The sequence below is a fragment of the Bradyrhizobium sp. NBAIM18 genome, assembly GCF_020193825.1.
Classification (GTDB): domain Bacteria; phylum Pseudomonadota; class Alphaproteobacteria; order Rhizobiales; family Xanthobacteraceae; genus Bradyrhizobium; species Bradyrhizobium yuanmingense.
The window spans coordinates 222,723-248,277 of sequence record NZ_JADYVO010000009.1 but is presented as its reverse complement, the minus strand read 5'-3'; the positions used below and the strand labels follow the sequence as shown (position 1 = coordinate 248,277).

Below are 25,555 nucleotides of genomic sequence, written 5' to 3'. Positions count from 1 at the left end.
ATACACGCGTCATGCCCGGGCTTGACCCGCCTGCGCGGCCGAAGCCGCTTCGGCCCGGCGAAGGCCCGGGCATCCACGTCTTTCCCGGCCTCGGAGCTAACACGTGGATGGCCGGGTCAAGCCCGGCCATGACGGCGTGGAGAAAAGCAAAAGGGCGGCAGGTTGCCCTGCCGCCCTCGCGAAGTCGTTTCGGGAAGAAGCTTACTTCAGATTGCTCATCGCCGTCAGGTCGAACGAGAGCTTGGCCACGCCTGCCGCGCTGCACCAGTTGGAGCCGAAGCCGCCCGGGTTGATGGGGGTGAAGCTTCCGGTGAACTTCGCGGTGTGATCGCTGGTCAAGGCGTTACAGTCGCCCTTGTTCAGGTCGGTGTCGTGATAGCGCAGATCGAGCGTGAACACCTTGTAGGTGAAGCCGACGCCGACGTTCCAGGTGTTGTAGCTCGGCTCCTTGATGCCGTTCGCATAAACCGGATCGCCCGCGATGCCGTAGAAGATGTCGGAAGTGCCGAACCACTGCCGGCCGAACTCACCCGACACATACATGCCGACGCCGCTGGCACCGAAGATCGTGCTCGGGGCGGTCCACTTGGCGGTGATCGAGGCGTAATTGCCCCAGGCGCCGAGGTTCAGGAAGTTCGGCGAGTAATACTCGTTGAAGCCGACCGTCCACTGATCGTTGATGACGACGTTCAGCTTGGCGTAGGCTTCGAAGAAGCTGGCGTCCTTCTTGGCGAAGTTGCCGTTGATGGGAAGGCCGATCGCGCCCTGCGAGTAGTCGATGTCGCCGCCACAATTGCCCTGAGCCAAGGTGCCCTGCGAGCCGAAGCATTGTCCGCCCGGATAGAGGTAGCCCCAGAGACCGAAGTCGAAGGCGAACATGCCGAAGGTCGGGCGGATACCGCCGTAGAAGTCGACTTCCGCCGCAGCGCGGTTCGGGAAGGAGATGCTCGAGGCGGACGTACCGACGTAGAGCTGGAGGTCCTTGGTGACGTTGTAGCGAGGCTCGAAATAGGCCGTGACGGCCGGCTTATGGTTCGACTGGGTGATGCCGCGGAAGACGTAATCGCTCATGATGCCGCCGCCGAAGGCGATATCCCAAGGATCGAACGCCGGGGGCGGCGGGGCCTTCAATGCCTTCACGCGCAGATCTGCCGCGAACGCCGAACCCGTCGTCACCATTGCCAGCGCCGTTGCCAACAAAGCCACTTTTTTCATTTCGATCCCCATTTACCCGTTCTTACTTAGCAGTCGCCCCCGGAAGCCCCCCGGGGCATGCGGCCTACCTGCAAAATTGCGTCACTGCGGCAATTTGGATCGATGGACAGGAACCGTGAAGCAAAAAGCACGGGCATCTGCCGACTTTTTAGGCGTTTTGACGAATTCACGAAAGGTTGTCAGGCTGTGTGGCTTCTCGATCACATTATTTGCATTCCAAGGTGCAGTGCAGACCCGTGTAAACCCGGGGATCGCCAAGCGGCGTGACACCTTCGCTACGAATCAGGCTGGGCCCCGCATGGCGGCCGACGGGGCCGCTCGCCGCGATGCAAAAAGGCCGCAGCACCGGGGTGCCGCGGCCTTCTCGTTACAATCCCAAGTAACAGTCCCGAGTGACAGTCCGAAGGCGATGAGAGACCGCCTTCCTACCCCTGCCCCTCGGCCGGCGCCGCTTCCGCAGAAGACGAAGGCATCGCCCAGCTTGTCTCGGCGGGCGCGGGAGTCTCCGCCGGTGCCGACGGCTTCGGAGCAGGCGCTGCCTTCGCCTTCTTCGGTGCCGCCTTCTTCGCGGCCTTCTTCGGAGCAGCCTTCTTGGCCGCCGACTTCTTTGCGGTCGTCTTGGCAGCCTTCTTCGGGGCGGCCTTCTTGGCAGATTTCTTGGCAGACTTCTTGGCGGTCTTCTTGGCCGCCTTCTTCTTCGTCGCCTTCTTCGCGGACTTCTTCGCCGCTACGGCCTTCTTGGCCTTTTTGGCCTTCTTGCTTTTCTTCTTCTTCGCTTTCGCCATCGTGGTCCTCCTGTTGCCGCCGAACAATGCTTGATCGGGCGTCTTCAGTCGTCACCTCGGGAGGACAGTTCGGGCTCCTGAAAGCTCAAACCTGCGCGTTCAGTGCCGGCCGCGCCCCGCCCGTCGCCCAATCGAGAAGCTCAATCGTGTGTACGACCGGAACTGACGTGCCACTGGCAATCTGCACCATGCAGCCGATATTGCCCGCGGCAATCATGTCCGGCTTGACGCTCGCGATGTTGGCGACCTTGCGATCACGCAACCGACCCGCAAGCTCGGGCTGGAGAATGTTGTAGGTCCCCGCCGAACCGCAACACAAATGGCTCTCGGGCACATCTTTCACCACGAATCCATTCTTGGAAAGCAATTCTTTCGGAAGCCCTGTGATTTTCTGTCCATGCTGCAACGAACACGCGGAGTGATAGGCGACGACGATGTCGTCCGCTCGCGCCGCCGTCGCAAGCTCGAGGCCGGCGACGTATTCGGTGATGTCCTTGGCGAGCGCCGAGACCCTCGCAGCATCGGCCGCGCACGCTGTGTCCTCGCGCAGGAGATAGCCGTAATCCTTGATCACCGTGCCGCAGCCGGAGGTCGTGACCAGGATGGCATCGAGCCCCTCGCCGGCCATTTCCTTCCTCCACGCCGCGACGTTGGCGCGAGCCCGCGCCAGCGCATCCTGGTCGTTGCCGAGGTGATGGGTCAGCGCGCCACAGCACTGCTCGTCCCTGACAAGGACGACCTCGATGCCGTGGCGGGTCAGGAGACTGATGGCGGCCTGGTTGATGCGCGGCGCCAGCACCTGCTGGGCGCAGCCCTGGAGCAGTGCCACACGGCCGCGCTTCTTGCCCAGCGCCGCGAACACGCTGCCGGCGGCGGGCCCTGCCGGCGGCAGCCGGTCCGGCGCCAGCGCCAGCATCGCCTTGATGCGCTGGATCAAGCCCGGCGTCGCCGCAGGCCGGGGTGTCGGCAGCAAGACGCCGAGCGGACGGGCGAGCCGCGCCAGCCACATACTGACGCGAAAGCGCTGCGGGTCCGGCAGGACGAAGGCCAGCACCTGGCGCAACAGCCGCTCGCTCAGCGGCCGCCGATAGCGCTGCTCGATTTGCACCCGGGCCTGGTCGACCAGGTGCATGTAGTTCACGCCCGAGGGGCAGGTCGTCATGCAGGCAAGGCACGACAGGCAACGGTCGATATGCTTGACCACGTCGGCGGTCGGCGCCTGGTCCTTCTCCAGCATCTCCTTGATCAGATAGATGCGGCCGCGCGGGCTATCGAGCTCGTCGCCGAGCAGCACATAGGTCGGGCAGGTTGCGGTGCAGAAGCCGCAATGGACGCAGGCGCGCAGGATCTTGTCGGCTTCCGCGATATCGGGGTCGGCGAGCTGCGCGAGTGAGAATTCGGTCTTCATCAGCCAGCGCTCCGCGTGAGCCGCCCCCGGTTGAGAATGATCTTCGGATCGAAGCTGGCGCGCACCCGCTCGCTCAGCGCGGCAATCCCCGGCGCCTGCGGATGGAACACGTCGACCTCGCGCCTGACATCATCAGTCGCCCGGATCAGCGTGGCATGCCCGCCGGCCGCGTTCGCGCGCGCACGCACCGCCGGGGCATGCGCGTCCGGCTTCGGCGGGAGCGCCGCCCAGATCAGGCCGCCTCCCCAATCGTAGATCACATCGCCCCCCGTCTCGCGCGCCAGCTGCGTGCCCAGCGCCGCGCCCGAGGCCGGCGGGCAGACGATCCGCCAGACCGGCCAGGCGCCGAGCGCTCCGCTCGCCGCGAACGGCAGCACGTCGCGGATCGCGCTCCACAAGGCCGCGGATGCCACGTCCTCGATCAGCGTCGCGGTTCCAAACGGCGCAAGCAATTGGCGCAGCGAGCCGGCGCGGTGCGCAGCGGACGCGGAGATGCCCTCGAGCCGCAGCACGGTCAGCGCCTCGGCCTTGTCCTCGGCCTTGCCCTCCACCTGGCCCGCAATGTCGCTCAGCCCCTCGGCGCCGACCCGGAACGCGGATTTCGGCAGATGCGCGGCGGCGGAGATGTCGAACGGCGAGCCCAGCGCCGCGGTCATGGCCTTGTTGGCCACGGCATCGTCGAGCCCGCGCAGCAGCAGCGTCCGCTCGGCCTCGGGCTTGGGCATCACCTTGAGCGTCACCTCGGTCATCACCGACAGCGTGCCCCAGGACCCCGCCAGCAGCTTGCAGAGGTCGTAGCCGGTGACGTTCTTCACCACCTTGCCGCCGGTCTTGAAGCTGTCGCCGAAACCCGAGACGGCATGCGCGCCGAGCAGGTGGTCGCGCGCTCCGCCCGCCCGGATCCGCCGCGGCCCGGCGAGCCCTGCCGCGATCATGCCGCCGATGGTGCCTGTTGCCGGCGTGCCGAGCAGCGGGGCGGTGTTTACAGGCTCGAAGGCGAATTGCTGGTTCTTGGCGTCGATCAGCGCCAGCACGTCGGCCAGCGGCGCGCCGGCCTGGAGCGTGATGATGAGCTCGTTCGGCTCGTAGGCGGTGACGGCATTGAGTGCGGAGACGTCGAGCACGGCGTTGGTCGCCATGGCGTGGCCGATGCCGCGCTTACCGCCATGGCCGATGATCTCGAGCGGCTGCTCGCTCGCGATCGCCGCGCGCACCACCTCTTCGACGTCTTTGGCGTCTCTGACCTTGAGCGTATCCACGGGAAAAGGCGGTAGCGAAATTCGCGCAGGAAATCAATTCGACCCGCGACGGAACGCATTTGAGCTGGATCAAGCCCCGGCCTTGCACGTGATTCCGCCGTCGACAACGAGCTCGATGCCGGTCACGTATTTCGACTCGTCCGAGGCCAGGAACAGCGCGGCGTTGGCGACGTCCCATGCATCGCCCATATGACCCATCGGCACCTGGGCGTCGCGCGCGCGCCACATCGCCTCGACATCGCCCTTGGCGTAGCTGGCGGCGAGGCCGGCGGAGTGCTCGACCATCGGCGTCTTCATCAGGCCGGGCAGGATCGCGTTGACCCGGACGTGATGGCGCGCGAACTCGATCGCTGTGGTGCGCGTCATCTGGTTCATCGCCGCTTTCGAGGCGCCGTAGGTGACGTAGGAGATGCCCATGTGGCGGATCGAGGCGATCGAGGAGATGTTGATAATCGAGCCGCCGCCCTGCTTCACCATGATCGGGATCACGTGCTTCATGGCGAGATAGGCGCTCTTGAGGTTGACGCTGAAGACGCGGTCCCAGCTCTCTTCGCTCACCTCCACCACGCTTCCCATCTCGGCGATGCCGACATTGTTGTCGAGCACGTCGATGCGGCCATAGGCCTTGAGGCACGCCGCGACCATCGCCTCGATCTCGCTGGCGCGCGACACGTCGGCCGTGAACGCAATCGCCTTGCCGCCCTCGCCGCTGATGATCCTGGCGGTCTCCTCGGCCGCGGCGCCGTTGCGGTCGACGCAGAACACCTGCGCGCCCTCGCGCGCGAAGGTCACCGCGGTCGCCTTGCCGTTGCCCCAGCCTGGACCGATCGAGCCGGCCCCCACCACCATCGCAACCTTGCCCTTGAGCCGATCCATCGCGTGTCTCCCCTTATTTCTCTTGTTGTTTGCAGACGCTCAACGTGGTGACGTTAGCACCAATGGGATGCCCGACAACCTCCGACAATGTCCGGCACCTCCCGTCATGGCAGAGTCGCCATTCTCCGGCCGCGCCGGAATCGCCGAGCACCAATTCCGGCATCGGCGCACGCTGCGGCCGCCATTGAAACCAGCCGTCGACCAGCCGCGCCTCGGCCGGCGGCTCCATGCCGGGGCCGGTGCCCTTGACGCGGGCTTGCACCAGCTCGAGGCCGGCGGGCGTGAGGCGCCAGTCTTCCTGCCATTCGACCTTCGCGATCGAATGCGTCCAGACAAGCGTGAACGCGGACAGCGTCAGCGCTTTCACGCCGCCCGCTGTCGCAAGACAGAGGCTCACACCGCCTCGACCGGCGCCGGCGGACGCTGCCGCCATTGCCACAGCACCAGCGCGGCGGCGAGCACGAAGCCCGCAGTGTCGCTGAAGGGGAATTCGCCGAGCAGGCAGAACGCGGCGCCGAGCGCGACCAGGCGCTCGATCAGCGTCAGCCGCGTGAACAGGAAGCCGATCGCGGCCATGCCGAACAGGCCGATCGCCACCAGCGCCTTCAGGCTCGCCAGCGCCACCGCGCCGTAGAAGCCGAGCTTGGCCGCCATGGGATCGCCGGCCTGCAGCATCAAGGCCGGCGAAAAGACGAAGATGAAGGGAATGACGTAACCGGCGAGCGCGATGCGCATCGCCTCCCAGCCGATCTTGTCCGGGTTCTCCTTGGCGATCGGCGCGGCCGCAAGCGCGGCGAGCGCCACCGGCGGCGAGAGGTCGGCCATGATGCCGTAATAGAATGCGAACATGTGGCTCGCGATCAAGGGCACGCCGAGCTTGGCCAGCGCGGGAGCTGCGAGCGCGGCGGTGATGATGTAGGTCGGGATGGTCGGAATGCCGGTGCCGAGCAGGATCGACAGCAGCATGGTCATGACCAGCGCCAGGAACAGGCTCTTCTCGCCGAGCCCGATCACCCAGCCGCCGAAAATGGTGCCGACGCCAGTCTGCGACATCATGCCGATGATGACGCCGACGATCGCGCAGGCCATGCCGACGGTGATGGCGGATTTCGAGCTCTCGGCCAGCGCATCGCGGCAGGCGCGCAACGCCGCAAAGCCGCCGCGCACGAACGCCGTGATCACGATCAGGCCGACCACGACGGTCGCGACCGGCACGATCTGGAGGCCGTCGCGCGACAATGCCGCGACGACGAGCGCGAGCCCGACCCAGAAGATGGTGCGGATCACGTTCGAGGAGGCGCCCGTCGTGATGGCGGTGCCGAGGATCAGCGTCACCGTCAGCGCAAGGCCCATGCTGCCGGCATAGAGCGGCGTAAAACCTTCGAACAGCATGTAGACCAGCGCTGCGAGCGGCAGCACAAGGTACCAGCGCGTCACCAGCGCCTTCCAGGCGCTCGGGATCTCCGAACGCTTCATGCCGACGAGGCCGTGCTTGCCGGCTTCCAGATGCACCATCCAGAACGCGGAGGCGAAATAGAGGATCGCGGGGATCGCGGCGGCCTTGACGATCTCCGAATATTGCACGCCGAGCGTCTCGGCCATGATGAAGGCGACCGCGCCCATCACCGGCGGCATGATCTGGCCGCCCATCGAGGCCGTCGCCTCGACGCCGGCCGCGAAGGCGCGACGGTAGCCGAACCTGATCATCAAGGGAATCGTGAACTGGCCGACGGTGACGACGTTGGCGACGCCCGAGCCGGAGATGGTCCCCATCATGCCCGAGGCGAACACCGCGACCTTGGCAGGTCCACCGCGGGTGCGGCCGAACAGGCCGAGCGAGACGTCGGTGAACAGCTGGATCATGCCGGCGCGCTCCAGGAACGAGCCGAACAGGATGAACAGGAAGATGTAGGTCGCGGAGACGTAGACCGGCACGCCGTAAAAGCCTTCGGTGCCGAACGACAGATGCGTGACGATCTGGTCGAAATCATAGCCGCGATGGTTGAGCGGCGACGGCAGGTACTGACCGAAGAACCAATAGACGAGACACGCACCGCACATCAGCGGCAGCGCCGCGCCCATCAGCCGCCGCGTGCCCTCGAAGATCAGCACCGCGAGCAGGGTGCCGACGGCGAGATCGAGCCTGGTTGGATCGCCGTCGCGCGCGATCAGGTCGGCATAGAAGATCCATTGGTAGAGTCCGCAATAGAAGCCGGCGGCGCCGATCGCCCAGCCCAGCGCACGGCCGAAATTGCTCTTCGCGGTGAAGTTGGCGATCAGGCCGAAGGTCAGCAGCAGCAGGAATCCGACATGGACGCCGCGCACCACCTGGCTCGGCAGATAGTTGAAGGCAGCGACGTAGAGCTGGAAGATTGCGAATGCGATGCCTATCCAGTAGGCGAGCTGGCCCCACCAGCCCGGACCGAAGCCTTCCGGAAAACCATGCTCGAAATTGTCGAACTCGACCTTGACCTTCTCGGGCGCCGTCACGGTGCCCTCTGCCTTTTCCAGCATCTCAGCCCATCCCCAATCGTCGAGCGCTTGTAGCATTGGCACGGTATGCCCCGAGCCGTCATGCCCGGGCTTGTCCCGGCATCCACGAAACTTCCATGCACAGCCGCAGAACGTGGATGGCCGGGACAAGCCCGGCCATGACGTCCGACGACAGGAGCTGATTACTTGATCAGCCCCTTTTCCTTGTAATAGCGGATCGCGCCGGGGTGCAGCGGGACCGGGCTGCCGGTGGCGGCGGTCTCGAGCTTGATCTCCTTGCCGGCCGCGTGCGCAGTGACGAGCTCGGGCAGCGATTCATAGACCAGCTTGGTCATCTGATAGGCGAGATCGTCCGAGACGGCGGAGCTCGTGACCAGATAATTGATCACGGCCGCAGTCGGCACGTCCTTGTCCTGGCCGGTATAGGTGTTGGCCGGAATGGTCGCCGCCACGAAGGGCGGGCCGATCTTGTCGACGGTCTCCTTCGGCACCGACACCACCGTGATCGGGCTCGAGGTCGAGAGGTCCTTCAGCGAGGCGACGCCGAGCCCGGCCGATTGCAGCGTGGCGTTGAGCTGCCGGTTCTTCATGAGATCGACGGATTCGGCAAAGGGCAGATATTCGACCTTGCCGAGCTCCTTGTAGCTCATGCCGGCAGCGGCCAGGATCGCGCGGGAGTTCAGCTCCGTGCCCGATTTCGGCGCACCGACCGACAGGCTCTTGCCCTTGAGATCGGCGAGCGTCTTGATGCCGCTGTCGGCGGTCGCGACGATCTGGATGTAGTTCGGGTAGATCGCGCCGATGGTGCGCAGCTTGTCGAGCTTGGTCTTGAAGCCCGCCTCCTCCTCGCCGTCCCAGGCGGCTTTCAGCGAGTCGCCCAGCGTGAACGCCAGCTCGCCGCGGCCCTGCTGCAGCAGGATCAGGTTCTCGACCGACGCCTTGGTGGCCTGCACCTGCGTCTTCACGTTCGGAATCTTGTCGCCGTAGATCTTTCCGATCGCGACCCCGAGCGGATAGTAGACGCCGGAGGTTCCACCGGTCAGCACGTTGATGAAGGATTGCGCCTGCGCGCAAGGTGCCGACGCCGCCAGAGCCAGAGCCGCGGCCGCGCCGAAAATCGTCCGTTTCATGGTTGTTGTTCTCCCCAAACCGGCGGCGAAATTGGCCGGATGAGGGATGCGGGTCAACCCATCCAAAAGGCAAAACAGGACTGCGGCAAAGGACCGTTCCGGCTGGGCTTTCGGGAACAGGACGGTGCGGCGAGGTGGCGCAGCGTGACTGGGGTCGCGTTAGGTTCGAGCCGGAGCGGCTTGCTCGGTCACCTCTCCCGCTTGCGGAAGAGGTCGGATCGCGCAAGCGATCCGGGTGAGGGCTTTCTCCTCTAGGGGAGTGTCCCGTTGTGGAGACACCCTCTCCCCAACCCTCCCCGCAAGCGGGGGAGGGAGCGCACCTTCTACGAGGCGACGGTCAAGCCTGGCCTCATCGCACGTAAGCGCTCCCTTACTGGAACGTCATGTCCAGGCATTTGGAGATGTCGGAGCCGAGGCCGGAGGAGATGGTGATGCAGCCGCGCACCTTCTGCGCGCCGACGTCGGCGGCCCAGACCGAATAGCCGCCGGGGCCGAAGAACGAATTGGTGTTCGGCGGCTCGGTCTCGGTGGCGTCGAAATCGTACTTGCCGTCGGTCTCGAAAATGCGCGGTTTCTTGGTGCAGCCGCCGTCGGTCTGGACGTTGATGACTTCCTTGTTGTCGCGGGTCAGCGCCAGAGAGACCTGGCAGCGGAAATATTCCGAGGTCCTGGTGTTGAAGAGATAGGTGTAGGACTTGCAGGTCGCCGTGTTCAGCTTGCCCGGGGCAAGGCCGCGGCTGCACGAAATCCGCTGGTTGTGGCTGAGCCGGTAGTCATCGGCTTGGGCGGCCGGCGCCAGCGCCGGGAGCAACAGCGCGGCAGCCGAGCAGGCTTTGACGACACGGTTCATTCGAATCACCCCCACCAATATTTTTGTCGAGTTGCGTTCTAGACGGAAAGCGGAACATAGTCGCGAGGGGACGGAGGGAAAATCACAAACTGCTGGGCAAGACGTGATGCGCTGCGGCGCTTTCGCAAATTGACGGGGACGCAGCGTTCGTGATTTGTTCAATCCTGGAATGTCCCGATCTTGGGAGGATGGGATGACGGCATTTTCAATCAAGACATTTGCACTCGCAGCCGCGCTCGGCGCATTGGCCTGGCCCGCATTGGCGCAAACCGCAGCGACGCCCTGGGAGCTGAAGACCGACACCGGCTATGCCTACGACAGGGACGGCAAGACCTATTCCTACAAGATGGGGACCAGCAACGCCGGCGAGCTCTTGAAGGGCGCCAAGAAGGTGCCCAAGGGCACGCTGTTCTTCATCGGCCAAAACGGCCAGCTCTACATGCGCACCGGCCCGTATCTGGAGGGTGACGGCAAGTTCAAGTTTGGACCGGATCAGTAAGGGCTTAAGGTGGCGGAGCGACACAGCCGCTACACACTCGGTGTCATCACCCGCGAAGGCGGGTGATCCAGTATTCCAGAAGTAGCAGCGATTGAATCGAGAGGCCGCGGCGTACTGGATGCCCCGGTCGAGCCGGGGCATGACAGCGGAGGATTCGGCAAGTAAGGGCTAAAACGCCCCTGCCAATTCCCTTGCGCCGGGTTTGCCGCTGTTCACGTCCATGCGCTCGTCGGTCACGGCCAGCAGCTTCGCCACCGTGTTGTGGCGGATCGCGACTGGGTTGCGCTCATAGCCGCCGCGCTGGAAGAAATTCGAGGTCGGCACCCGCTCGCGCAGCGCCTGCGGCATCGTCACCATGTCGAGGCCGGTGCCGTCGCCGGTGAGGTTCATCATCTCGAGCTCGGCCGCGGAGAGCGGGCGCGTGTGGCCCTTGGCGCGGGCGAAATGCACTGAAGTCAGCAGCTTGTGGGTCTGCAGCATCGGTCCGATGTCAACGTCGAGCACCATCGCATGCATGGCCCAGCCCTGCGGGGTGGCGCCCATCTTCTCGTGCTCCGACCAGGTATCGGGCACCGACTTCGCGTGCGCCACCATCTTCTTCAGGACAGTGAGCTTGTGCTCGAGCGCATGCCGCGCCGGTCCTGATGTGCGCGTCACCTTCTCGGACAGCGCGCGGATCAGTTCATGGCCCTGCTCGGCCAGCAGCTCGACGCTGTTGGTGGTGAGCAGCTGGTTGTAGCCCATCGCGGTCGAGATCGCGCGCTTGCCGCCGTGCTCGATGCCCGCCTGCACGTCGTAACTGCCGGTGCCGCCGGTCTCGAACGAATAGACCCGCACCGCCTGCTCGCGCGTCAGGCCATGGGCCAGCGCGTAGCGCGCATAGGCGCGCTTGAACTCGAGCTCGCTGGTCGGGCGCTGCGGCGTGAACTGGTAGAGCTCCTGCGCCGCGCGCAGGAAATCGGCGACCACGGGGATCGGTCTTCTCGCGGGGCGATCCGGCGTTTCCTCCGGCTCCGGATTCACCGGCTTCTTCGGCCCGGTATAGAGCGGCGGATGCTCCAGCACGTAATCATCGAGCGTGATCTGCTGCCCATTGCGCCGCTTGGCGTTGCGGGCCTTCCGCTTCTCGGAGATCTGGCTCCAATAAGCGCCGGCCTCGGCATCGAAGGCGGCGCGCGCGGCCTGATATTCCGCGAGCTTGCGGCGATATTCGAGCACGACGGGCGAAGCCCCCCCGCCTTGTGCGAAAAACTGCGACAGCAGCTGGGCGTTGGCATTTCGAACGGCGGGCGGCAGTGCGTCGGCCTCGGTGCCGCGCGCCGCGGGCGAGATCAGGACGAGCGCGAGCGGAACCAGCGCCAATCTGTTTCGAATCGAATGATGCATGCTGCCTTCTTAGCAGGCATCCGGTAACCGTCGCGTTAACGCGCCGTTTACCATCGTCACGTCCAGGCGAATACCGGCTGTTCCAGGTCGGTGACGCGGGTGTGCCGCCCCGCCAGCACCTCGCGGAACTGGTAGATCAGCGCCGCGGTCGGGGCATGGATCAGGCTCATCTGGTGATGGAAGCGGATCACGCGGCGGCTGCTCTCGGGGATCTCCGTGAAATCGAAGGCATCGTCGCGCTCGATCGTGGCCAGCGCGATGCGATGGACGGAGGCGACCTCGTCCGGGTTCGGGCGGATCGCAGCACTGTCGGCCGCCCAGACCACGACCGGCGTGATCAGATAGCCCGAGCGCGTCGGATAATCGTCGAGCAGGCCGAGCACCGCATCGGCTGACAGCGCGAGCGCGAGCTCCTCGTCGAGCTCGCGCAGCGCCGCCTCGACCGGCGTCTCGCCGGCATCGCAGCGTCCGCCGGGCAGCGCCCATTGGCCGCGATGGGCGCGCAGGTGCGAGGCGCGCCTGGTGAGCAGGAAGGCGGTGTCGCCACCGTCGTCGGATTCGGTTAGAGCCAGCACCACCGCGGCCCGCTTCAGCGCCGACGGCTCGGCTGTGTCGGGCAGCCGCGCGAAGGCCGCGCAGACCTCTGCGATATTCCGTCTGGTGGCATCGTCGAACGCTCTCATGATGCTTGACTACACCAGGACTGCATCTGATGAAACGAGGAGACATCGCGTTGCAAGGACGAACGACGACATGACCAGCAAGGCCGCCGCAAGGTTGAAATCAGAGGGCTGGAGCATCCTGGAGACCACGGGCTTCCTGCATCTGATCGGCCCGTTGTGGGAGCGCAAGGTCGACGGCCATCACGAGTTCGCGCTCGCGACCGAGGACAAGCACCACAACCGCCGCGGCATGGTCCAGGGCGGCGTGATGATGACGTTCGCCGATCGCACCTGCGGCATGACGGCCCGTTACGTCTCCGGCAAGGAGTACTTGGCGACAGTGCAGCTCGACACTCATTTCGTCGAGGCCGGCCAGATCGGCGACACCCTGATCTCCCGCCCGCGCGTGGTGCGCTCGACCCGCAGCCTGATCTTCATGAGCACCGAGGTGACTGTGGACGACCGCTGCATCGTGATGGCGAACGGCGTGTTCAAGATCTTGAAGGGGCCGGGGTAGCTAGTCGGGCTAGCACCGCCCTCTCCCCGTCATTGCGAGCGCAGCCAAGCATTCCAGGACTCTCCGCGGACGCATCTCTGGCTTGCTTCGCTGCGCTCGCAATGACGGACTTTGCTGGCTATGCTGCCGTCCACCAACATCGAGGACTCGCTCATGCAATACCGCCAGCTCGGCCGCAGCGGCCTCAAGGTCTCGCCGATTTGCCTGGGCACCATGATGTTCGGCGGGCCGACCGATGAGGCCACGTCAAAGCGGATCATCGACAAGGCACGCGATTCCGGGATCAATTTCATCGACACGGCGGACGCTTATTCGAAAGGCGCCTCCGAGGAAGTCGTCGGCCGCGCGATCGCGCGCAATCGTGGTGCCTGGGTGCTTGCCACAAAGCTCGCAAACCCCATGGGGGACGATCCCAATCGCGGCGGGCTGTCGCGGCGCTGGGTGTTGCAGGCGGCGGACGAGAGCTTGATGCGGCTCGGCACCGATCACATCGACATCTACTATCTGCACAAGGAAGACCATGCCACGCCGTTGGAGGAGACGGTGCGCGCCATGAGCGACCTGATCCACGCCGGCAAGGTGCGCTATTTCGGCGTCTCCAACTACCGCGCCTGGCGCGTCGCCGAGATCTGCAACATCTGCGACCGCCTCGGCATCGACCGGCCCGCGGTGAGCCAGCCTTATTACAACGCCATGAACCGCATGCCGGAGGTCGAGCACTTTCCGGCTTGCGCTTATTACGGCCTCGGCATCGTGCCCTACAGCCCGCTTGCGCGCGGCGTGCTCACCGGCAAGTACAAGGTGGATGCGGCTCCCGACAAGGAGACGCGCGCGGGGCGCAACGACACCCGCATGATGCAGACCGAATGGCGGCCGGAATCGCTCCAGCTTGCGCAGGAGATCAAGGCTCACGCCGAGAAGAAAGGCATCACCGCCGGCCAGTTCGCGGTCGGCTGGGTGCTCAACTCCGCCTTCGTCTCGTCGGTGATCGCCGGTCCCCGCACCGAGGAGCAATGGGACGGCTACATCAGCGCGCTCGATTATCGTTTCACCGCGGAGGACGAGGCGCTGATCGACCGCCTGGTGACACCAGGCCATCCCTCGACGCCGGGCTATAACGACCCGGCCTATCCGATCGAAGGCCGCCGCGCGCGGACGGTCAGCTTCTAATCGCGTTTTGATGACAAAGAAAATTGTGCGAGCAATGCGACATTGTATTGCAGTATAGCGAGTCCAACGAAGCGCGCCCCGACTCCTTGACAAGTTGAACAACTACTCGCGATGGTTGCGCGTAGATCGGTACCTTTCATCTAGGCCAACTACATGATTGCTCCACAAGCAGAGCCTGTTGTTCAAGCGCCACTTTACGCACCCTATTCTGAGGTTGCCAACGCCATTCGTCTACTCAATGGCGAGCCCGTTCAACGGGTGCGCGATATGATCAGCGCAATTGCCGACCAAACGGGGACACCACAAAATCCTGTTGATTGGTCAGATCCCGACACCTGGATTGGAGAGCGCCTTTCGGGCGACCTGCAAGACCTGGCGCGCAAAATATGGGAAGGGAGCGGCAAGGAGCTGAATCCTCGCTACCTGAGAGGATGTTATCTTTTCATCAACAGAATGAGGCTCCTGGATCGAGTTGGTGGCGCTTATCAACTTGGAGATAGGGGCCAGAAGTTCTTAGCGAAGGACGAGTCCACTCTTCGCGAACTTGATGCAGCAGAAGGTATCCCCAAACTACTTTCCCTAGTTGCCGAGCGCTCTCCCTGTAAGAGAGGAGACATACTTCCAGCTTGGTCTGATTATCTAAAAGCCGTTTCACTATTCACGACGCCGAAGACCTTTGCTGACACCCTGCGGCGGAGGCTGATTGCGATGGCCGAACGCAGCTTGATCACTCGAGAGGGAAATTATTACACGATCACCGAAACTGGATTGAATTGGCTAAAGGGCTTTTCCCAACCAATCGAAGCTAACTTAGCCAGCACGGCGCCTTCTTCGAAGCGCACTACAGTTGCGGAAGCTGCTCATGCGCACAATGAAGAGCAATTGATAGCATTTCGAGCCCGTCTGATGCAGTTGGAGCCGACTCAATTTGAGCACTTCGTTAAAGAACTGCTTGATGCAATGGACTATGAAGATGTTCGCGTCACAAAAGTCAGCGGCGACAAGGGCGTTGATGTAGTTGCGCGTGTTCAGTTTGGTATAACTGAAATAACCGAGGTGGTGCAGGTCAAGCGCACCGAAAATACAATTACTCGCCCTAAAGTCGACGAGCTGCGTGGAGCGCTCCCTTATTTTAAAGCCATTCGCGGCACAATTATCAGCCTCGGTAGCTTCGCAAGAGGTGCGCAGGAGGGCGCTCTGTTTATTGGAGCCGCCCCAATAACTCTAATTGACGGGAAACGCCTTCTTGATCTCTGTATAAAGCACCAGGTTGGTATTCGACGCAGCCCTGTCGAAATATACGAGATTGACGAGGCCTTCTTCGCAGAAAAATTCACTCAGGAGGACGCCGAAGAGGAAGGCTCGATCGTCAGCAACATTGACGATACATAGGCGCATCAGATGCCACTCGAAGACCGCTACGGCCTGCCGCTCTCGACCTCGTCGCACGAGGCAGCATCCGCCTATCGCGACGGCGTCGACCTCATGCTCGCGGGCTGGACCGGCACGGCGGAGATGCTGGAGCGCGCGATCGCGGCTGATCCTGATTTCGCGCTGGCCCATATCGCCCGCGGCCGCGTTCATGCCTTCTACCAGCAGGGCGATCTCGCACGGCAGAAGGCGGCGCTGGCGCGCGAGCTGGTGATGAAGCGCGGCAGCGAGCGCGAGCGCTCGCATGTCGAGACCTTGGCGCTCGCGATCGAGGGCCGGCTGCCGGAGGCGATCGCATCGACGCTGAAGCATATCGACGCATGGCCGCGCGACGCTGTCGTGCTGTCGCTGCCGCTCGGCGCGTTCGGCCTGTTCGCCTTCTCCGGCATGGCCGATCACGACCGCGCCCGGCACGAGCTCTGCGAGAACGTCGCGCAGCATTACGGCGAGGACTGGTGGTTCCTCACGATGTCCGGCTGGGCGATGACGGAGAATGGCGACGTCGCGCGCGGCCGCGCCGTCACCGAGCGCGGCTTCCATCTGCGCCAGGAAAATGCCCACGCCGCGCACGCGGTGCTGCATGCGATGTTCGAGGACGGATCAATCGAGGACGCCGATCGTCTCGTGGACGAATGGCTGCCGGCTTATGACCGCTCCGGAATCCTCCACGGCCATATAAGCTGGCATCAGGCGCTCGGCGCGCTCGAGCATGGCGATGCGGCGCGGGCGCTCGCGATCTATGCCGACGTGCTTCGGCCCACTGCCACGCAGGCGCCGCCGCTCAACGTCATTACCGACAGCGCCTCGCTGCTGTGGCGCCTGTCGATGTACGGCCATACGGTGCCGAAAGCGCTGTGGCTGGAAGCCGACGCCGCCGCGCAAAAACTGTTTCCGAAATCGAGCTTGTGCTTTGCGGACGTTCACATGGCGCTATTCGCAGTCGCGACGCAGAATCGCGAAGCGCTCGCCGCCCGCCTTGCGGCGATCGAGCAGCGGCTGGCCGACGGCAAGCTGCCGGCGGGCCCTGTGGTGCCGGCGATCTTCCGCGCACTCGCGGCTTTCGCCGATGAGGACTACCGGACTTGCGTGCAGATGCTCGCGCCCGTGCTAGGCGAGGTCGTGCGCATCGGCGGCAGCCACGCCCAGCGCGAGCTGATCGAGGACACCTATATCGTCGCGCTCATGCGCAGCGGTGAGCTGCCCCGCGCCCGCGCCGTGCTGGACGCCCGCCTCCACCGCCGCCCCTCCTTCCGCGACAGGCGCTGGCAGGCGGCGATGGGTTAGGTTATTGTTTGAGCATGAGCCTTTCGGAAAACCGCTACGCACTTTTCCGGATCATGCCACGAAAAAAACACCGCCCTGATGGCATGTGCCCGCCGGGATGGATCGGGCGATTTGAACGAATCGCCGTCGGGGTGGCCGCGGTGGTATTCCAGACGGGATTTGCAGCACAAACGGGATCGCAACCAATTTGCGGCTCGATGGCTATGGTGCGGAACTCTTCCGCCATAGCCCCCTGGCTCATGAGCCCGACGATGCGCCTTCGCCGATTGGTCCTCGCCGCGCTGCTCGTGCTTGCGGCAAGTCCTTGTTTTGCCGAGACTTCCAAACCGATTCCGGTCAACAATCCGCCGGCGCGGCCGAACGCCTTCATCGATCTCCTGGCGCTGATGTCCGGCCACTGCAAGACGTTCAGGGTCGCAGGCCGCACCTTCCCGTGCAAGACGGTGGCCTATGCCCATGGCGACACGGGACGGGTCAATTTCGCAGTCGCGGTCGACGATCCCTCCGATGACAGCCACGTGGTGTCGTTCTCCGGCGAGAACGGCAAGCGCGCCGACGACAATTCCTACGAGCTGCCGATCGACCGCGTGCTGCTCAACTCCAAGAACCGCCCCAAGGTCGACGGCCTGCCGGTGCCCGCCGAGCAGACCTCGACCGGCATCTGCCGGCAGACCGGCAACTTCGCCGCCAGAAAGGTGAACGACGTCACCTGCTCGGCGACCGATAGCGAGGGCCGCAAATACGAGCTGCTGTTCGTCTCCGACGGCACCCCGGTCAGCGTGCGCCGCATCCGCCAGTCGGCCCCGTCGATCCAGGACCCGTTCAAGTAACTGCGTGTCCGCTGGCGTCAACCTGTACGATCGCGATGATGCCACGGAGCCCTGGCACTGCGCGCTCAGCTATCACGTCGTACATTCATCGCAGACAAGGACGCGATCCTCGCTGCGCTCTCCGAGCGGCACGGCTTTGCCGCTCCGAATCCGTGACGGTGTTTGCGAAATCTGCGTGCGCCACTCGTGTCCCGGACTCGCAGCTCAACGTCGAAGAGACGCTGCGCCGCGTCCCGCGCACGAGTCGAAAGGCCGCGTCTCGTTCATGCGACGATAGATCGCGCGGCCTTCGCTCGTTCACAAACGTTAACGTGCGTTCATCGGGGAACTGAAAATCTGCGTCGTTTCGACGCCCGCAGCGGCAGGAACACGCGGGATGCTCATGTGTTGTCACACGACCTTCAACTGGAGTGATGACATGAAATATCTCATTGCCGCGATCGCCCTCGGTGCTGCGGCGTTGGCCGGTGGATCGGCGAGCGCGGCCGGCAGCGTAAGCGCCAAGCAGACCGCGCAGGAAAGCCAGACCACCGACATCAGCGCGCACCGCAGGCATTACCGCCACCATCATCATTGGCGGCATCATCACGGCTATTACCGGCCGTATTACAGGAGCTACGGTTATTACCCGCGGCACCACGGCTATTACGGCGGCGGACCGTACGGCTATTACGGCGGAGGCCCCGGCGTGACGTTCAGCTTCGGCGGTGGACGCTGGTAAGATCTGGAGAGACACGCGACGAGAGGCCCGCATCAGATGCGGGCCTCTTTTCATTGTCCCCGAAGGATCATGTCCGCCGTCTCCAGGCCGCTCACCAGTGCCGCCTCGACCGTGCCCATGTCGCGGCCGCGATAGAGCGCTTCGCCGGAAAACAGCACCAAGCCGTCGCCGCGCGCGAGGATCGCCTGTGCCGCTCGCGTGCGCGGCGTCGCCCACGAATAGGCGCCGCGCGCGAACGGATCATGCGCCCAGTTGGTCGCGGCGGACGCCACCAGCTCGCGCGCGATGTGATCGCGCGGCAGGCCGAAGATTGCGGCGAGCGAGCCGAGCCCGGCATCGATCCATGCTCGCGCGTCGAGGCTTTCCAGCTCCGCCGTGCGCGGGCCGCCGAACCAGCCCGTCAGCACGGGATGCTGGTCCGGGTAGCGCGTCCACCAGACCGGGATCGCCTCATCCGACAGCAGGAAGGTCATGTCCGCAAGATCTTCCTTGCGCTCGCGCCACCATGGCCGCGCGAAGCGCAGCAGGATCTTGATGACGTTGCCAAAGCCGATGTCGTCGACAGCAGCCAGCTTGGCACGCGCGCCTGCCGGTAGCGCGATCTCGCGCAGCAGCGGCAGCGGCACGGTGAGGATCATGCGGTCGCAGGCGTGCACGTCGCCGCCGGCGCAGCGAACGATCACCGCTCCGCCCTCCTCCGCGATCGCCGACACGACGCTGCCGAGGCGGATGGTGACGCCCTGCCTGCGGCAGTCGGCCGCCAGGATATCGATCATCGCGCCGTAGCCGCCTTCGATGCGCGCCTGCGGAGCGTGCCCGCCGTCCATCCATTCCGCGCGCAGCGCCAGCGTGGAGGCGCGTTCGGGATCGGCCGCGTCATAGCCCTCGACCATCCGCTCGATCGAATGGCGCATCGGCGCGTAGTCGTCACCTGCAAAATGCCGGCGCAGGAAGTCGGCGACCGTGAGATCGTCCTTCAAGTCCGCTAGCTTGGCCTGAAGCTCCGCTTCATGGGGATCGTCACGCGCCTCGCGTGTGAGCTTCGTCCCGTCAAAGCTCCACTGCTCGCCGTCGATCTCCTGAAGCGACAGGCCGGCCTCGCGCAGCAATGCGCGGGTGACCGGCGCCTCGCCATGGACGAACTCGGCGCCGCCGTCGGCGGCATAGCCGAACTGCGAGGCCGGCAGCGGATGAATGCGGCCGCCGCAGCGCTGACGCGCCTCCAGGATCGTCACCTTGCACCCGGCACGCGCCAGCTCGCGCGCCGCCATCAGGCCGGCCGCGCCGGCGCCGACGATGACGATATGCTCGGACGGATCGGACATAGCCGCGCCTTACCGGCTCACGGCTTGCGGATCGTTCCGGATCAGATAGCGCAGCAGCAGGACGCCGCCGCCGAGCTCGCGCGTGCTCTCCAGCGTCATCGCGGCGATCGGCGCGCGCCGATCGCTGTCCGCCTCGGTGGAATCGAACACGAAGGGGGCGCCTTTTGCGCCATCGATCGCGGGGCTGAGGATCAGATTGAATTCGTCGATGAGGCCGGCGCGCAGAAACGCGCCGTTGGCAACGCCGCCGCCCTCGACCAGCAGGCGCTTGACGCCGAGCTCGCGGCTGAGAATGTCCAGCGTCAGTGCGAGGTCGATCTCGGATTTGCCGGCAAAGATGTAGGACACGCCCTCGCCGCGGAGGCCAGCGAGATGCGAATCCGGGACGTTCTCGGTCAGCACGACGACGATCGGATCGCCGCCGATCTCCGCGCGCCCCCAGCCGATCTTGCCCTCGGCATCGAGCACGACGCCGTAGGTCTTCGCATCGCGCCGGGCGAACCAGTTTTCGCGCGGAAATTTCGCGTCTGTCGAGGGATAGGGCCTGCCCTTGGCGAACTCCGAACCCGTGACGCGGCCGATCACCCAGGCATCGCCGCCAAGCTCATCGTGGATCTTCTCGAACCAGTCCGTGCCCGCGCCTTTCGGGCGCCAGCGGCTGGGATGCGTGCGGCCGTCGAGGCTGGAGTGCATCAGGCAGATGACGTGGGGCTTCATGCAATCCTCCGGGCAGCACTCAGGCCGCGGGTCCACCGCGCGCGGCACGATCGTTCACGATCGCCGCCAGCGGATTGAGCTTGGGTGGCGCTATGAGCTGGAGCGTGTTGGTGTCGTGGTGATTGAACGGCGCGCCGCGCACGAACAACTCGGTCTGGATCAGATAGGTCCAGCTGCCGTCGTCGTTGAAGGTGATGTCGCAGCGGTAAGCATCGGTGCGGAAGGCCTGCTCCAGAAAATCGGTCGAGCAGATGCCGTAGGCGGTGTCGCCGCGCTTGGCCGTGACTGAGATCGCCCTGTCATCCGGCCCGGCCTTGCCCGAGGCCAGCAGCACCTGCCCGCGCGGGATCGCCAGGGTCTGCATGATCAGCCCGGTCGCCGGCTCCCACAGCCAGTAGCCGACCTGGTCGTGGAAGGTGATGTCTTCCTCGGGCGTGTTGATGTGGATGTGGTAGCGCAGCCCGTACAACAGCTGCGGCCCGTTGGCCTGCGGATCGATCGGGTCCATGCGGATGTGCTCGATGAAGGTCCGCCGCTCCGGCCCTTCCGCCTTCGGATTGATGTCGATGCCCTTGTCCGCCTGCCAGGTGCCGGCAAGACGCCGAAGGGGGCCGAGATTGGCCAGGCCGTCGGGCGAGACGTCCTCGGGTTCGGTGAAGATATCGGCGGGAATGGGGAGCATGGCGGCCTCGCGGGGGTGCAGAGACCAGCCATAACACGGGCAGGCGGCGGCCTGAATTCAACTGTTAGCGGCACAGCGCCGGAGGCATTCGAGCCATGCGAGGATGCGCATTGCATCCCGCGCCCGCCTCTGGCGCTGCAGCCGGCCGGTTGACGAAGACGTCGAGGCTGGCGCGCCCCGCGACCGCTTCAGGCCGCTTCCGACACCGATCTCGCACGCTGCTCGAGCACGCCGATCGTCGCGACCAGATTGTCGCGTCGGGCGCGAAGGTTGGCCGCGAGAAGCGGATAGGTCGGCTGAACCGGGTCGAACACCCCGGCGCGCGCCTCTTCCTCGAGAATGTCGGTGTTAATCAGCCGAACGCGCCACCATAGATCGGCGATCAACGCGTCGAGCCGGAGTTCGTCAGCAGCACCAGAACGGGACACTTCCTGCATCACTTGCCTCAACCTGAAACGGCCTCTCCGCCGAGGCCTGGACTTGGGTCATGGATGAGCAAGCGGAATGCCAGGACCGGCGGCGCGCAGGCGCAGGCTTCGGAACCGACAATTGAGCAGCTCACAGTGATCTGACGCCCGTTCCCGCCCGTTCTCAGCCTCAGAGGTCGCTTGTCGAGGCGCTATGATCGCTGCTATCCGGGCTTTAGACGTGCCAATCCGGGCTGAAGCTGGTTTGACCCGGCGGTTTGAGGCGCGGCGGTCGATTGGTACGAGCAAAGGGCCGAAGGCAAAGGTGGACTGGGCTGATTTGATCGGACGCGTCGCCTCTCACCACGACCGGGAGGCCTTCAAGCGGCTATTCGAGCATTTCGCGCCCCGTATCAAGGGGTTGATGCAGAAGGCCGGGTGCAGCCCCGACGAAGCGGAAGAGATCGCGCAAACCGCGATGTTCGCGGTGTGGCGGAAAGCAGGCCTGTTCGATCCCGCCACAGCGGGAGCGGCGGCCTGGATCTTCACGATCGCGCGCAATCTGCGGATCGACCTGCTCCGCCGCAGAGCACGGACCGACCGCCTGGAAGCCGTCTCCGAGCTGCCTGATGCACCGGACCCGGCCGAACCGGCTGACGCCGTCATTTCGCGCGGACAGGACGCCGCGCGCATCAAGTCCGCCATCAAGCAACTCTCGGCAGAGCAGATCATGGTGGTCAGGCTGTCGTTCATCGAGGAGAGGGCGCATCCTGAAATCGCGAGCCTGCTTGGTATTCCCCTCGGTACGGTGAAATCGCGGATCAGACTGGCGATGAACCGGTTGAGAGACATATTGGACGAAGACACATGACGATCAGCCACCATCCGCCTGAAGATCTTCTGGCCGATTTCGCGGCCGGCAAGCTGGAAGAGGCCCATCAGCTGGTGGTCGGGGTGCATGTGGCAGGATGCGCCCGGTGCAGCCGCTTCGTGCGCGCCATAGAGCAGCTTGCGGGTGCGGCGCTGGAGGAGATCGAGCCGGTGCCGACCGCGCCGGATGCGTTCGACCGCGTCATGTCGCGAATTGAGAATTCTCCCGCCGCTCGTGCGGCACCTCCCCCCGCCTCCGTCACGGATCATGAAGTTCCGCCGGCCCTCCGAAATTACCGCATCGGCAAGCGCCGGCGCGTCGCACCCGGTCTGAGCATGCGGCCGATCGAGCTTTCCGGTTCGGGCAAGGCGCGCGCCTTCCTGCTTCGGTCCGCGCCGGGATCGCGCATGCTCGAGCACACGCACACCGGCACCGAGCTCACGCTCGTGCTCGAGGGCAGCTTCAGCCACGAGGGCGGTCGGTTTGGTCCCGGTGATTTCGACTACGGCGACGACGAGGTCGAGCACCGTCCGATCGTCGGCGACGAAGGCCCATGCCTCTGCCTGGTCGCGATGACCGGCGACCTGCGTATGAACGGCTTGCTCGGCCGTCTGATCGGGCCATTCGTGCGGCTTTGATTCTCCTTCCGTCCTTTCAGTCGGAGTGATCCGGGCCTGTACCCGAAGCGTTCAGAAAGAAACGCAAGGGAGACAGGACATGGCCTGTTCAAGCCTGGCAAGTCAGGTGCGGAGCGAGAGGTTACCCGAACTGCTGGCGCGCGTTTCCTCAGGTGAGGTGCGAGCCTTCGCGGAGCTTCATGCGCTGACACGTGCCAGGTTGCGCAGGATCGTGCTGGCCGTTGGCGCCGCGCCTGACGACGCCGACGACATCCTTCAGGAAAGCTTTCTCAAGATCTGGCGCAACGCTGCGCGGTATGATTCCAGGCGGGCCCCGGCTCTTGCGTGGATGTCCGCGATTGTCCGCAATACCGCAATCGACCATTTGCGGATTCGAAGACAGCCGACTTACGAACTGGACGAGGCGCTCCTGTTTGCATCGGCGTCCACTGCCTCGCCCGCCGAGGATTTCGATTACGCCAGCGCCGAACCGATTGCACGCGCAGTGCTGGCGCGGCTTCCGGAAGATCGCCGCAGGCTCGTCGCTCTGGCTTACCTCAAAGGCGAGAGCCGCGAGAGCTTGTCGCGACGCTTCGGTGTGCCGGTCGGCACCGTCAAGACCTGGCTGCACCGGACCATCGCGGCAGTACGCAAGGATTGCCTCGCGGCATCGGCCGCGGCCTGAAGCCGGAGAAATGCTGGCATGGCCGCGGACATCATCGAGTTTCCCGAGCGTGGGCGCGAGGACCGGCTTGTCGCTTCCGTCGCGCGGCTCGAAGCCATCATCAGTGAGGTCGAGCGGTTTGCGCCCGACGATCCCAGGGCCGGCCTCGATGGACTCCTTGCCGCCATGGAGCGCATGGGCCATCAGCTGGTCGACCTCGCATGCCTCCTGCTCGACGATGAGACGAGAGCGCAGGCCCAGAATGCACTCATATCCTTGACCGACAAGATTGCGGAAACCAGGGACACGTTCGACCGGCTCGGAGGGCGAAGCTCGACCTGACTTGCCCTGCACGATTGACCGAAATCAACTCGGCTTTGCGCGCGGCAGGCGGCCCATGTTCAGTGGGCCAGCTTCTGGGCGACGAGAAATCCAACCAAGGAGCTGACCCCGGCCAGCAAGGATCCCCAACAAACGTCTGCAATCGTCAATCCGGTCGACCAATTCCGCAAGGTCGCCTGATTGGTGAGGTCATAGGTCGCATAGGTGAAGCAGCCGAGCAGCAAGCCGGACGTGAAAGCGCGCAGCGCGCTTCCGTCATGATGCGCCGGCAGCACGGCGAACCAGATCAAGCCGACGGGATACAGCAGATAGAAGACGGCGGCGGCCGCCAGGTTGGGCTCGGCCCGCAACATATCGCCAAGCACCGGCCGGTAGAGCCGCGCAACCATGATGTTGAGCCAGACCATGTCGACTGCAACGAAGGTCACGGCCACGGCAAGATAGATGAAGAGAAGATTCATGTCCGCATACCCCGTGCACTGCATCTGGCCGATTGGCGAGCCGGCCAGCAGATAACGCCTGTGGATTCAAGCCGGATCACACGAGCGCAGGCATGTCCGTCATGGGCGCAGCGGCGAAAAATCACAGCGCCTGTTTGGGTGGCCATGGGAAGAAAGCGTTGGTCCGGGCCTGATACTGCCGATACAGGTCGCCGCGCGATTGCAGCATCTGCTCCTCAAGCGGCGGTATCCCGGTCACATGCACAAGGATCCAATACATGATCGCTGGCGCCGCCAGGCTGGCCCAGCCCCAGGCGTATCCGGGCGCGAGCGCGATGACGGGGTAAGCCAGCCATCCCAGCCATTCGAAGAAATAATTCGGATGACGCGACCAGCGCCAAAGTCCGACATTGCAGACCTTCCCCTTGCTCGACGCGTCGTGTTTGAAGCGCCGCAGCTGCCGGTCTGCCAAGGCCTCGCCGGCGACGGCAACCAGGATGATGACCACCCCGACATAATCCTGCAGCCGCAGTCCCGGCGCCGGCGCGTGGCCTGCGAGGAACACGGCGAATGGCAGCGGCAGTGAGACCAGCGCCTGCGATTGCTGGAAGAAGAACATCCGGCGCGGGGCATCCGCCCCCCATTCGCGCGCATATTTTGCGTATCTGGGATCGTCGATCCCGGCCGCGGAGCGACGCGCGATGTGCGTCCCGAGCCGCAACGACCAAAGCAGCACCAGCCCTGCAACAAGCGCTTGGCGAGCCGGCAGGGAGCCGTCAAGCGGCCACAAGGCAGCGGCCGCGCCGATGAGGCCGGTCGCGTAGGACCATATCGCATCCACCCATCCGGAATTGCCGGTGCGCTGCTGGACGACCCAGGCCAGTCCCATCAAGAGACAGAAGGCCAGCGCAATGAAGCCGATCGCCTGAACCTGCATGAGAACCATGCTTCACCCATATTAACCTGCCCTCGAT

The 25,555-nt window shown here is 64.6% G+C and carries 28 protein-coding genes; 11 read left to right on the top strand and 17 right to left on the bottom strand.

The window, feature by feature from the left end; all coding sequences use genetic code 11:
- Positions 1-201: 201 nt before the first annotated feature.
- The 9 genes from I6F17_RS21765 to I6F17_RS21725 form a co-directional block, all read right to left on the bottom strand.
- Positions 202-1,215 (bottom strand): TorF family putative porin, encoded by a 1,014-nt coding sequence (locus tag I6F17_RS21765; RefSeq protein WP_128264864.1) that lies wholly within the window; start codon positions 1,213-1,215, stop codon positions 202-204.
- A gap of 425 nt (positions 1,216-1,640) precedes the next feature.
- Entirely contained in the window at positions 1,641-2,000 is a 360-nt protein-coding gene (locus I6F17_RS21760; protein ID WP_036039910.1) for a hypothetical protein, read from the bottom strand.
- A gap of 85 nt (positions 2,001-2,085) precedes the next feature.
- Positions 2,086-3,408: a glycolate oxidase subunit GlcF gene (gene glcF / locus I6F17_RS21755; protein WP_225124417.1), complete on the bottom strand. Its 1,323-nt coding sequence runs from the start codon at positions 3,406-3,408 to the stop codon at positions 2,086-2,088.
- Positions 3,408-4,667 (bottom strand): FAD-binding protein, encoded by a 1,260-nt coding sequence (locus tag I6F17_RS21750; protein WP_225124416.1) that lies wholly within the window; start codon positions 4,665-4,667, stop codon positions 3,408-3,410. Before I6F17_RS21750 ends, glcF begins: the two co-directional genes overlap by 1 nt.
- A 69-nt stretch (positions 4,668-4,736) precedes the next feature.
- Positions 4,737-5,543, bottom strand: coding sequence for a glucose 1-dehydrogenase (locus tag I6F17_RS21745; RefSeq protein WP_225124415.1), 807 nt, complete (start codon positions 5,541-5,543; stop codon positions 4,737-4,739).
- Positions 5,544-5,556: 13 nt separating this feature from the next.
- Positions 5,557-5,976: a DUF1850 domain-containing protein gene (locus I6F17_RS21740; RefSeq protein WP_225124414.1), complete on the bottom strand. Its 420-nt coding sequence runs from the start codon at positions 5,974-5,976 to the stop codon at positions 5,557-5,559.
- Complete coding sequence (locus I6F17_RS21735; RefSeq protein WP_225124413.1) at positions 5,937-8,057, bottom strand: TRAP transporter permease; 2,121 nt, start codon at positions 8,055-8,057, stop codon at positions 5,937-5,939. Before I6F17_RS21735 ends, I6F17_RS21740 begins: the two co-directional genes overlap by 40 nt.
- A 161-nt stretch (positions 8,058-8,218) precedes the next feature.
- Positions 8,219-9,166 carry a TAXI family TRAP transporter solute-binding subunit gene (locus tag I6F17_RS21730; protein ID WP_157283231.1) on the bottom strand — a complete coding sequence of 316 codons (948 nt, stop codon included), beginning with the start codon at positions 9,164-9,166 and terminating at the stop codon, positions 8,219-8,221.
- A gap of 370 nt (positions 9,167-9,536) precedes the next feature.
- Positions 9,537-10,016 (bottom strand): hypothetical protein, encoded by a 480-nt coding sequence (locus I6F17_RS21725; RefSeq protein ID WP_036039895.1) that lies wholly within the window; start codon positions 10,014-10,016, stop codon positions 9,537-9,539.
- A 193-nt stretch (positions 10,017-10,209) separates the two neighbouring features.
- Here I6F17_RS21725 and I6F17_RS21720 point away from each other — a divergent pair, with 193 nt between their 5' ends.
- On the top strand, positions 10,210-10,515 hold the full coding sequence (locus I6F17_RS21720) for a hypothetical protein (RefSeq protein WP_225124412.1): 306 nt from the start codon (positions 10,210-10,212) through the stop codon (positions 10,513-10,515).
- 168 nt (positions 10,516-10,683) lie between these two features.
- On the opposite strand, the gene I6F17_RS21715 is transcribed toward I6F17_RS21720, so the two are convergent.
- Both I6F17_RS21715 and I6F17_RS21710 read right to left on the bottom strand, forming a co-directional pair.
- Positions 10,684-11,901, bottom strand: coding sequence for a hypothetical protein (locus tag I6F17_RS21715; protein ID WP_225124411.1), 1,218 nt, complete (start codon positions 11,899-11,901; stop codon positions 10,684-10,686).
- Positions 11,902-11,957: 56 nt separating this feature from the next.
- Positions 11,958-12,584, bottom strand: coding sequence for a CoA pyrophosphatase (locus I6F17_RS21710; protein WP_157283235.1), 627 nt, complete (start codon positions 12,582-12,584; stop codon positions 11,958-11,960).
- A gap of 70 nt (positions 12,585-12,654) precedes the next feature.
- Between I6F17_RS21710 and I6F17_RS21705 the strand changes: the two genes are divergently transcribed.
- The 6 genes from I6F17_RS21705 to I6F17_RS21680 all read left to right on the top strand — a co-directional run bounded on the left by I6F17_RS21705 (position 12,655) and on the right by I6F17_RS21680 (position 18,516).
- Entirely contained in the window at positions 12,655-13,080 is a 426-nt protein-coding gene (locus I6F17_RS21705) for a PaaI family thioesterase (RefSeq protein WP_225124410.1), read from the top strand.
- Positions 13,081-13,233: 153 nt separating this feature from the next.
- Positions 13,234-14,250, top strand: a complete 1,017-nt coding sequence (locus I6F17_RS21700) for an aldo/keto reductase (RefSeq protein ID WP_225124409.1) — start codon at positions 13,234-13,236, stop codon at positions 14,248-14,250.
- A 153-nt stretch (positions 14,251-14,403) separates the two neighbouring features.
- Positions 14,404-15,642, top strand: coding sequence for a restriction endonuclease (locus I6F17_RS21695; protein WP_225124408.1), 1,239 nt, complete (start codon positions 14,404-14,406; stop codon positions 15,640-15,642).
- Between the two features lie 9 nt (positions 15,643-15,651).
- Entirely contained in the window at positions 15,652-16,965 is a 1,314-nt protein-coding gene (locus I6F17_RS21690; RefSeq protein ID WP_225124407.1) for a tetratricopeptide repeat protein, read from the top strand.
- A gap of 251 nt (positions 16,966-17,216) precedes the next feature.
- A complete protein-coding gene (locus I6F17_RS21685) occupies positions 17,217-17,795 on the top strand; it encodes a hypothetical protein (protein ID WP_225124406.1) in 579 nt (192 codons plus the stop codon).
- A gap of 418 nt (positions 17,796-18,213) precedes the next feature.
- Entirely contained in the window at positions 18,214-18,516 is a 303-nt protein-coding gene (locus tag I6F17_RS21680; protein ID WP_193760572.1) for a hypothetical protein, read from the top strand.
- Positions 18,517-18,566: 50 nt separating this feature from the next.
- Here the strand turns inward: I6F17_RS21680 and I6F17_RS21675 are convergent, their stop codons facing one another.
- The 4 genes from I6F17_RS21675 to I6F17_RS21660 form a co-directional block, all read right to left on the bottom strand.
- Entirely contained in the window at positions 18,567-19,841 is a 1,275-nt protein-coding gene (locus I6F17_RS21675; RefSeq protein ID WP_225124405.1) for an NAD(P)/FAD-dependent oxidoreductase, read from the bottom strand.
- 9 nt (positions 19,842-19,850) lie between these two features.
- On the bottom strand, positions 19,851-20,558 hold the full coding sequence (locus tag I6F17_RS21670; protein WP_225124404.1) for a dihydrofolate reductase family protein: 708 nt from the start codon (positions 20,556-20,558) through the stop codon (positions 19,851-19,853).
- A gap of 19 nt (positions 20,559-20,577) precedes the next feature.
- Complete coding sequence (locus I6F17_RS21665; RefSeq protein ID WP_225124403.1) at positions 20,578-21,240, bottom strand: heme-binding beta-barrel domain-containing protein; 663 nt, start codon at positions 21,238-21,240, stop codon at positions 20,578-20,580.
- A gap of 188 nt (positions 21,241-21,428) precedes the next feature.
- Positions 21,429-21,677: a hypothetical protein gene (locus I6F17_RS21660; RefSeq protein ID WP_025032359.1), complete on the bottom strand. Its 249-nt coding sequence runs from the start codon at positions 21,675-21,677 to the stop codon at positions 21,429-21,431.
- Positions 21,678-21,972: 295 nt separating this feature from the next.
- On the opposite strand from I6F17_RS21660, the gene I6F17_RS21655 reads away from it, so the two are divergent.
- Genes I6F17_RS21655 through I6F17_RS21640 form a run of 4 tightly spaced genes read left to right on the top strand, consistent with a single transcriptional unit; the run spans position 21,973 to position 24,141 of the window.
- Positions 21,973-22,518, top strand: a complete 546-nt coding sequence (locus tag I6F17_RS21655; protein WP_225124448.1) for a sigma-70 family RNA polymerase sigma factor — start codon at positions 21,973-21,975, stop codon at positions 22,516-22,518.
- Complete coding sequence (locus I6F17_RS21650) at positions 22,515-23,156, top strand: ChrR family anti-sigma-E factor (protein WP_036039862.1); 642 nt, start codon at positions 22,515-22,517, stop codon at positions 23,154-23,156. The genes I6F17_RS21655 and I6F17_RS21650 overlap by 4 nt, the downstream gene beginning before the upstream one ends.
- A 25-nt stretch (positions 23,157-23,181) precedes the next feature.
- On the top strand, positions 23,182-23,820 hold the full coding sequence (locus I6F17_RS21645; protein ID WP_346656988.1) for a sigma-70 family RNA polymerase sigma factor: 639 nt from the start codon (positions 23,182-23,184) through the stop codon (positions 23,818-23,820).
- Between the two features lie 18 nt (positions 23,821-23,838).
- Positions 23,839-24,141, top strand: coding sequence for a hypothetical protein (locus tag I6F17_RS21640; RefSeq protein WP_109145369.1), 303 nt, complete (start codon positions 23,839-23,841; stop codon positions 24,139-24,141).
- Positions 24,142-24,200: 59 nt separating this feature from the next.
- Here the strand turns inward: I6F17_RS21640 and I6F17_RS21635 are convergent, their stop codons facing one another.
- The gene (locus tag I6F17_RS21635) at positions 24,201-24,602 is read right to left on the bottom strand and encodes a DUF2177 family protein (RefSeq protein WP_225124402.1); all 402 of its coding nucleotides are present in this window, start codon (positions 24,600-24,602) and stop codon (positions 24,201-24,203) included.
- A gap of 121 nt (positions 24,603-24,723) precedes the next feature.
- Positions 24,724-25,527: a DUF1295 domain-containing protein gene (locus I6F17_RS21630; protein WP_225124401.1), complete on the bottom strand. Its 804-nt coding sequence runs from the start codon at positions 25,525-25,527 to the stop codon at positions 24,724-24,726.
- Positions 25,528-25,555: the final 28 nt, after the last annotated feature.

Bases quoted from the DNA above. Each gene is read 5' to 3' on its own strand.
- I6F17_RS21735 (WP_225124413.1), bottom strand. From the start codon at position 8,057: ATGCTGGAAAAGGCAGAGGGCACCGTGACGGCGCCCGAGAAGGTCAAG.
- I6F17_RS21650 (WP_036039862.1), top strand. From the start codon at position 22,515: ATGACGATCAGCCACCATCCGCCTGAAGATCTTCTGGCCGATTTCGCG.
- I6F17_RS21745 (WP_225124415.1), bottom strand. From the start codon at position 5,543: ATGGATCGGCTCAAGGGCAAGGTTGCGATGGTGGTGGGGGCCGGCTCG.
- I6F17_RS21715 (WP_225124411.1), bottom strand. From the start codon at position 11,901: ATGCATCATTCGATTCGAAACAGATTGGCGCTGGTTCCGCTCGCGCTC.
- I6F17_RS21720 (WP_225124412.1), top strand. From the start codon at position 10,210: ATGACGGCATTTTCAATCAAGACATTTGCACTCGCAGCCGCGCTCGGC.
- I6F17_RS21740 (WP_225124414.1), bottom strand. From the start codon at position 5,976: ATGGCGGCAGCGTCCGCCGGCGCCGGTCGAGGCGGTGTGAGCCTCTGT.
- I6F17_RS21640 (WP_109145369.1), top strand. From the start codon at position 23,839: ATGGCCGCGGACATCATCGAGTTTCCCGAGCGTGGGCGCGAGGACCGG.
- I6F17_RS21710 (WP_157283235.1), bottom strand. From the start codon at position 12,584: ATGAGAGCGTTCGACGATGCCACCAGACGGAATATCGCAGAGGTCTGC.
- glcF (WP_225124417.1), bottom strand. From the start codon at position 3,408: ATGAAGACCGAATTCTCACTCGCGCAGCTCGCCGACCCCGATATCGCG.
- I6F17_RS21670 (WP_225124404.1), bottom strand. From the start codon at position 20,558: ATGAAGCCCCACGTCATCTGCCTGATGCACTCCAGCCTCGACGGCCGC.
- I6F17_RS21730 (WP_157283231.1), bottom strand. From the start codon at position 9,166: ATGAAACGGACGATTTTCGGCGCGGCCGCGGCTCTGGCTCTGGCGGCG.
- I6F17_RS21630 (WP_225124401.1), bottom strand. From the start codon at position 25,527: ATGGTTCTCATGCAGGTTCAGGCGATCGGCTTCATTGCGCTGGCCTTC.
- I6F17_RS21685 (WP_225124406.1), top strand. From the start codon at position 17,217: ATGCGCCTTCGCCGATTGGTCCTCGCCGCGCTGCTCGTGCTTGCGGCA.
- I6F17_RS21635 (WP_225124402.1), bottom strand. From the start codon at position 24,602: ATGAATCTTCTCTTCATCTATCTTGCCGTGGCCGTGACCTTCGTTGCA.
- I6F17_RS21680 (WP_193760572.1), top strand. From the start codon at position 18,214: ATGAAATATCTCATTGCCGCGATCGCCCTCGGTGCTGCGGCGTTGGCC.
- I6F17_RS21765 (WP_128264864.1), bottom strand. From the start codon at position 1,215: ATGAAAAAAGTGGCTTTGTTGGCAACGGCGCTGGCAATGGTGACGACG.
- I6F17_RS21695 (WP_225124408.1), top strand. From the start codon at position 14,404: ATGATTGCTCCACAAGCAGAGCCTGTTGTTCAAGCGCCACTTTACGCA.
- I6F17_RS21690 (WP_225124407.1), top strand. From the start codon at position 15,652: ATGCCACTCGAAGACCGCTACGGCCTGCCGCTCTCGACCTCGTCGCAC.
- I6F17_RS21660 (WP_025032359.1), bottom strand. From the start codon at position 21,677: ATGCAGGAAGTGTCCCGTTCTGGTGCTGCTGACGAACTCCGGCTCGAC.
- I6F17_RS21760 (WP_036039910.1), bottom strand. From the start codon at position 2,000: ATGGCGAAAGCGAAGAAGAAGAAAAGCAAGAAGGCCAAAAAGGCCAAG.
- I6F17_RS21705 (WP_225124410.1), top strand. From the start codon at position 12,655: ATGACCAGCAAGGCCGCCGCAAGGTTGAAATCAGAGGGCTGGAGCATC.
- I6F17_RS21700 (WP_225124409.1), top strand. From the start codon at position 13,234: ATGCAATACCGCCAGCTCGGCCGCAGCGGCCTCAAGGTCTCGCCGATT.
- I6F17_RS21665 (WP_225124403.1), bottom strand. From the start codon at position 21,240: ATGCTCCCCATTCCCGCCGATATCTTCACCGAACCCGAGGACGTCTCG.
- I6F17_RS21675 (WP_225124405.1), bottom strand. From the start codon at position 19,841: ATGTCCGATCCGTCCGAGCATATCGTCATCGTCGGCGCCGGCGCGGCC.
- I6F17_RS21725 (WP_036039895.1), bottom strand. From the start codon at position 10,016: ATGAACCGTGTCGTCAAAGCCTGCTCGGCTGCCGCGCTGTTGCTCCCG.